This is a genomic window from Mucilaginibacter sp., assembly GCF_028288185.1.
Lineage (GTDB): Bacteria > Bacteroidota > Bacteroidia > Sphingobacteriales > Sphingobacteriaceae > Mucilaginibacter.
The window spans coordinates 1-6,202 of sequence record NZ_JAQBOF010000039.1; the positions used below are offsets into that span (position 1 = coordinate 1).

8 protein-coding genes are annotated in these 6,202 nt (G+C 41.3%); 6 read left to right on the forward strand and 2 right to left on the reverse strand.

Annotated elements, in window-relative coordinates; genetic code table 11:
- The 4 genes from dnaN to JWQ34_RS17770 all read left to right on the forward strand — a co-directional run.
- On the forward strand, nt 1–1,004 hold a 1,004-nt coding region (dnaN, locus tag JWQ34_RS17755), incomplete at its 5' end, for a DNA polymerase III subunit beta (RefSeq protein ID WP_299359578.1).
- Nucleotides 1,005–1,118: 114 nt separating this feature from the next.
- On the forward strand, nt 1,119–1,796 hold the full coding sequence (locus tag JWQ34_RS17760) for a DUF4397 domain-containing protein (protein WP_299359580.1): 678 nt from the start codon (nt 1,119–1,121) through the stop codon (nt 1,794–1,796).
- 5 nt (nt 1,797–1,801) lie between these two features.
- Nucleotides 1,802–2,512, forward strand: coding sequence for a DUF4397 domain-containing protein (locus JWQ34_RS17765; protein WP_299359582.1), 711 nt, complete (start codon nt 1,802–1,804; stop codon nt 2,510–2,512).
- Between the two features lie 43 nt (nt 2,513–2,555).
- The gene (locus JWQ34_RS17770; protein ID WP_299359584.1) at nt 2,556–3,194 is read left to right on the forward strand and encodes a DedA family protein; all 639 of its coding nucleotides are present in this window, start codon (nt 2,556–2,558) and stop codon (nt 3,192–3,194) included.
- Nucleotides 3,195–3,228: 34 nt separating this feature from the next.
- Here the strand turns inward: JWQ34_RS17770 and JWQ34_RS17775 are convergent, their stop codons facing one another.
- A complete protein-coding gene (locus JWQ34_RS17775; protein ID WP_299359586.1) occupies nt 3,229–4,191 on the reverse strand; it encodes a zinc dependent phospholipase C family protein in 963 nt (320 codons plus the stop codon).
- Complete coding sequence (locus tag JWQ34_RS17780) at nt 4,192–4,512, reverse strand: phosphoribosylpyrophosphate synthetase (protein ID WP_299359588.1); 321 nt, start codon at nt 4,510–4,512, stop codon at nt 4,192–4,194.
- A 99-nt stretch (nt 4,513–4,611) separates the two neighbouring features.
- Here JWQ34_RS17780 and JWQ34_RS17785 point away from each other — a divergent pair, with 99 nt between their 5' ends.
- Nucleotides 4,612–5,904, forward strand: a complete 1,293-nt coding sequence (locus JWQ34_RS17785) for an NRAMP family divalent metal transporter (protein WP_299359590.1) — start codon at nt 4,612–4,614, stop codon at nt 5,902–5,904.
- A 119-nt stretch (nt 5,905–6,023) separates the two neighbouring features.
- The coding region (rpsT, locus tag JWQ34_RS17790; protein ID WP_299359592.1) for a 30S ribosomal protein S20 at nt 6,024–6,202 on the forward strand (179 nt) is incomplete at its 3' end.

The following is a 6,202-nucleotide window of genomic DNA, read 5'->3' on the forward strand; positions in this document are numbered from 1 at the left end:
ACTTAACCATTTCGGCAACGGACCTGCAAACCAGCATGACCACCTCTTTAACTGTTGAGTCTAAAGAGAACGGACGTATTGCCATACCATCGCGCATATTGCTAGAAACTTTAAAATCATTACCAGAGCAGCCCATTGCTTTCTCTGTTGATGATGCTACGTTTGCTATCGAAATAAACGCGGGGGACGGTAAATACAAACTAAGCGGCGAAAACGGCGAGGATTTCCCCAAGATACCGGTTGTTGAAAATGCTTCATCAGTAAATTTACCGGCATCGGTTTTAGCAGAGGCTATAAACAAGACCATATTCGCGGTTAGTAATGATGAGCTGCGCCCGGCCATGACAGGGGTTTATTGCCAGTTATCAAGCCAATATTTAACCTTTGTAGCTACCGACGCACATAAGTTGGTACGTTACCGCAGGTTAGATGCCAAGGCCGAAGCTACCACCTCATTCATCCTGCCTAAAAAAGCATTAACGCTGCTAAAATCTGCTTTACCAACTGACGATGTAAATGTATCAGTCGAGTATAACAGCACCAGCGCGTTCTTTAAGTTTAATAATATTAACCTGGTTTGCCGCTTAATTGACGAACGCTACCCGGATTACGAGGCGGTTATCCCATTAAATAACCCTAATAAATTAAGTATTGACCGTTTGGCATTTTTAGGCTCGTTAAGCCGTGTTGCCATTTACGCCAATAAAACTACGCACCAGGTTAGGTTAAAAATAACCGGCAGCGAGCTGCACATATCATCAGAAGACATTGATTTTGCAAACGAGGCGCATGAGCGTTTAGGCTGCCAGTATGAAGGTGAAGATATGGAGATAGGTTTTAACGCCCGTTTCCTGATAGAAATGTTAAAGAATTTAAGCGGAGAAGAGGTGTCATTAGAAATGTCAACCCCTAACCGTGCCGGTTTATTATTACCACAAGGCGGCGATGAGAATGAAGATGTGCTGATGCTGGTAATGCCGGTAATGCTTAATAGCTACGCATAACTGTAAACTTAAATTATAGATACAAACATATAGTCCGGTTTAAAACCCGGACTTTTTTGTTAAGCCTGATAACAAAACCAACAATAAGCAGTTATATAACATCTGGTTATTTATATGAATATTAGAACCATACTCTTCTTTCTTGCCGTTGTTACTATAGGTTTATCGGCCTGTACAAAAACAGATGGCGATTTGGTGGTTACTAACAAATCAACCTCGCTTAGCGTAATTAACGCAAGCGCAGATACATTAAACTTTTACCAAAACGGTACCCGTTTAAACAATAACTCCAATTTATATCCATTTGGTTTATTAAGTAATTTGCCGGTAACGGTGGGTTTGCAAAACTTTCAGTTTAAAAAAGCCGGCAGCCCTAACGCGCTGGTTGATGCGCCAAACACTATAAAAGCAGATAGCACTTATACCCTGATATTTGCCGGTGAAACCACCGACAAGGTGTTTTTATTGACAGATCATTACGTAACTATCGGCAATACAGCAAGCATCAGATTTGTAAATGCATCGTCAACGGTGGGTGGTTTAGATGTGACTATAGGCGATTCCATTAGTTATAAAAACCGTACTTTTAAATCGGCTACCCCATTTGTTAAAGTTGCGGCTGGTAAAAAACTATTATCAATTTATAAAACGGGCAGTACAACACCATTAATTAAGCCCGGCGATTTAACTTTGGTTGCAGGTTCCTCGTATACTTTATACACCAAAGGAGACCTGAATGGTACGGGTAACAATGCGTTTGGTGCCCGTATTTTAATATCCACACAATATTAATGGAGATGGCAGGTAAAAATAAGGTAATGGTTTTTCTGTTTTTATGTTGTGCCGGTATGATGGTATTACCGTTTATAGCATCGTGCGGAAAGAGCGGTACCATTTCGCCATCAAGCTTGCGCATACAAATGCAGGTAATAAACCTAAGTCCCGATTTGCAGCCTGTAAATTTATATATGGGCGCATTTAAGCAAACCGGTTATTTTGCTTATCCCAGCGCTTCGGGCTATTTTTCATTAAATTCTATTGATACGCCTATACGTATCAGATCGTATTCTAACACTATTTCAGCGGTTAATATACTATCGTTAGACACTGTTCTAAAACCCAATTTAAAGTACACTTTGTTTATTACAGGTTTACGTATAGACAGTACAATTACCTCCATATTTACGGTTGATACAGCCGCTACGCCCGCAGTGGGCAGAGGTAAAATACGGTTTGTTAACGCATCGCCACGGTCTAAAGGTTTTGATGTGCTGGCCAATGGTGTAATGGCGTTTACCAACCAAACCTATAAAAATGTATCTAAATTTATCCAGGTGCCACCCGGTACGTATGATTTTAAAATACTGCCCAAAGGTTTAACTACGGTTGTATCCGATTTTCCGAACGTTACTATAGCCGATGGTAAAATATACACCCTTTATTGCCGGGGCATAGCAGGCGGTGCCGATTCTGTAGCGTTTGGCACCGGTATAATAAGTAACAAATAGGCTTTACAGTTTATATTTATAATTTTGCCCAAAATTTAAGCCATTGGAGATTCTTAAAGCATTACTTGATTTTATAATCCATATTGATAAGCACCTGGTGCAAATTACCAGTCAATATCAAGGGTGGACCTACCTGATACTATTTGTAATAATTTTTGCCGAGACAGGCTTTGTTGTTACCCCATTTTTACCGGGCGATTCTTTATTATTCGCGGCAGGAGCTTTAATAGCCGGTGGTAACTCGGGCCTTGATATCTATTTGTTAGCATTGATACTAATTGTTGCCGCTTTTACAGGTAATACATTAAACTATACGTTGGGCAATTTCCTCGGCCCCAAAGTATTTAAAGAAAATAACAAAGTTTTAAAACTGGATTATTATCTGAAAACCCAAGCCTTTTTTGATAAGCACGGCGGCAAAGCCGTAATATTTAGCAGGTTTATGCCTATCATCCGTACTATTGCGCCTTTTGTGGCAGGGGTAGGGCGCATGTCGTTTTTACGCTATAGTTTGTATAATATTATTGGCGGCGTATCATGGATCATACTTTTCCTGTTCGCGGGTTATATGTTGGGTAATGTGCCGTTCTTTAAGGCTCATTTTTCGTTGATCGGTATTGTTATTATTGTGGTATCGGTTATCCCGCCGACTGTAGCGGCAATAAGAAGCAAAAAGAAATAAATCCGAGATGCAAGGCATTGTGTCTCTACGATTGTTATTTCGTATCAAACGGCGCTATCTTCCCGCCTTTAAACACCATTTCCTCTTTTTCTATTTTAAGTCTGTCGCCGGCATTTAAATGTTGTTTGATCAATTTATTCAGATCAGGCTGCCCGGCATCAACCCAGGCCGAATACCAATAACTACCCACTGATAATATCGCCGACCGCATACGCCGCTGCACCATGCCCCGCATTAGTTTCTGATAGCTGAGGCTATAATCGGCAGAGTAATCTTTAATTGGCTTTTTGCCGTGCATTATCATTGCGTATTTTTTAGCGGCAGGATAGGTTTTGTTTAACAATCTTTCTACTCGCAAAACAGAATCAATCTCGCTAAAAGATGCACGGCAAATGTTAAAGGCTTCTTTCAAGGGGTTTTCAATGTAGCGTGCTTTACCTGTATAACAGTTATAATTGGCGGCAGCAAGTTCGGGTATGCGGCTTTCCCATAAAGCATGCAGGCCCGTTTGGTTGGTGAGCTGCCCGTTATAGTTTTGGGTAAGATGTAAGGGCACATGCGCGTCTGCAACGTAATGGCCCAGGTTGGCAGATGCGGTTAGTATGCCGGTAGTATCATGTCCCTTAAAAGCACTAACCAGTTTATAATATTGATATTGGATAGACCAGGGCACCGTGCCGTATTTGTCAAGCGTATCTTCCGAGTATTTAATAACGGCATCATCCCAACGTTCAGGTATCAACCTAAAAGGATTTTTACCATAATGGTCTGCGTTTAAATAATGACGGGGCGCTTCCAGTGAGTCTACATATCGCCGTTTATCCGCGCTGATGGCATGCTCGGTAATAAACCCGATGTTGGCCTTGTAGAAACCCGCCATCGCCTTAGGCAGCGTAAAAACCGCTAAACGGTTAATACGATAATGCGCAAAGAACCCCCAGGAAGAGCAGATCGTGATTAATAATAAGCCAATAATGATCCTGACGGATAGTTTCATTTACTGCTGTCCCTGATGATACTTATAATGCAAATGTTTCAGCGTCTCTGTTGATTCCTCGTCTGCCGAAGCGCCGTAGCCGGCAACCAATATACCTTTAATGCCCGATTTATTGGCTAGCGCGTAAACAGTAGCCTCATCGCCAGGGTCTGTAGCGCCTTCGTAGCGATACAGATCTACAATTTCAAATTCATCCGTGGTATATTCCTGCTCGCCAACTTTAAAGCGGTTTTTATGTAGATTAAAATCAAGTGTAAAGCCTTGTGTCTTTAATTGCTCAATAGCTTCGCTGATGGTGGCGTAATGAAATTTTTGTTTCATGAGATGTTGTATAAAATAGATGCATCGTAAAATTAGGTATTTAAGCAATAAAAGAAAACCTTAATAGGGTATATTTAGTTAATATCTTTATACATCAATATGGCCGTTAAACATAATAGTAAACCTGCAAAGAAAAATATATGGAAATGGTTAACCGTATTGGGCCCCGGCCTTACCACGGGCGCGGCCGATGATGATCCATCGGGAATAGCAACCTACTCGCAAACCGGCGCGCAGTTTGGCTACGGGCAGTTATGGACTGCATTATATATGCTGCCATTTATGACAGCCGTACAGGAGGCCTGCGCGCGCATTGGCCTGGTTACCGGTAAAGGTATTGCCGCTGTAGTGAAAGCGCATTACAGTAAGCCTGTGTTGTATGGGGTGGTTGGTTTGGTAGTAGTTGCCAATACCATTAATATTGGAGCAGACATTGGCGCCATGGCCGCAGCGGCAAATTTATTAATACCGATGCCGTTTATAGTTTTAACCCTGCTTTTTACGGTTACCATATTGCTTTTAGAAATATTTACCAGTTACCGTGTTTATTCAAAAATATTGAAGTGGCTTGCACTTGCCTTATTGTCTTACCCTATCACTGTATTTATTACTCAACAGGATTGGCCAACGGTTTTAAGGGCAACCGTAGTGCCGCATATTGAATTCAGCTTTGCCTTTTTATTTATCATAACCGGTGTTTTTGGTACAACCATAACACCTTATATGTTTTTTTGGGAGGCATCGCAGGAGGTGGAAGAAATAAAAGAGAATGGGCATGCCAATGGTAAAGCCGGTGTATGCTGGGCCGATATTCACAATATGCGCAAAGACAATGCTGCGGGCATGATCATATCCGAGTTCACTACCTGGTGCATACTATTGGTAGGTGCAACGGTATTATATAAAAGCGGTGTTAAGGATATTAAAACTGCTGCCGATGCGGCAAAAGCATTAGAACCATTGGTGCATTCATTCCCGAATGCAGGCTTTTGGGCGAAACTGATTTTTTCGGTAGGTATTATTGGTTTAGGGTTGCTAGCGGTGCCGGTGCTGTCAGGCTCGGCGGCTTATGCCGTAGCCGAAGCTTTCGACTGGAAAGCCAGCCTCAATTTAAAATTAAAAAAAGCGCATGGCTTTTATAGCGTAATTACCATAGCTACATTAATTGGCTTGATCATTAATTTTGTGGGCATTGACCCGGTAAAGGCGCTTATTTATACAGCAGTGTTAAATGGTGTAGCTGCTGTGCCGTTGTTGTTCCTGATCATCAAAATATCTACAGATGACAAAATAATGGGCGAGTTTAAGAGCGGCTGGCTATCAAAAGCTTTATTATGGTTTACTTTTGTGGTGATGGGCGGAGCAGCGGTGGCTTTGTTTTTTACGATATAGATGATGCTTGTAACCGGTTAAAAACCACTCAGAAAATTATTTTCAAAAAGGCATTTGATATTATAATCAAAACTTCTATATTTGCAGTCCTTAAATAACGAATAGAATAACAAGCTAAAATGGCAAATCATAAATCATCAATAAAAAGGATCAGGTCTAACGCTGCGAAGCGCTTACGTAACCGTTACCAGGCTAAAACCACCAGAAACGCAATTAAGAGATTAAGAGGCACAACTACAAAGGTTGATGCAGCTCCTTTATTATCAAAAGTGATCTCTATGCTTGACCGTTTAGCTAA

Bases quoted from the DNA above. Each gene is read 5' to 3' on its own strand.
- JWQ34_RS17760 (WP_299359580.1), top strand. From the start codon at position 1,119: ATGAATATTAGAACCATACTCTTCTTTCTTGCCGTTGTTACTATAGGT.
- JWQ34_RS17765 (WP_299359582.1), top strand. From the start codon at position 1,802: ATGGCAGGTAAAAATAAGGTAATGGTTTTTCTGTTTTTATGTTGTGCC.
- JWQ34_RS17775 (WP_299359586.1), bottom strand. From the start codon at position 4,191: ATGAAACTATCCGTCAGGATCATTATTGGCTTATTATTAATCACGATC.
- JWQ34_RS17780 (WP_299359588.1), bottom strand. From the start codon at position 4,512: ATGAAACAAAAATTTCATTACGCCACCATCAGCGAAGCTATTGAGCAA.
- JWQ34_RS17785 (WP_299359590.1), top strand. From the start codon at position 4,612: ATGGCCGTTAAACATAATAGTAAACCTGCAAAGAAAAATATATGGAAA.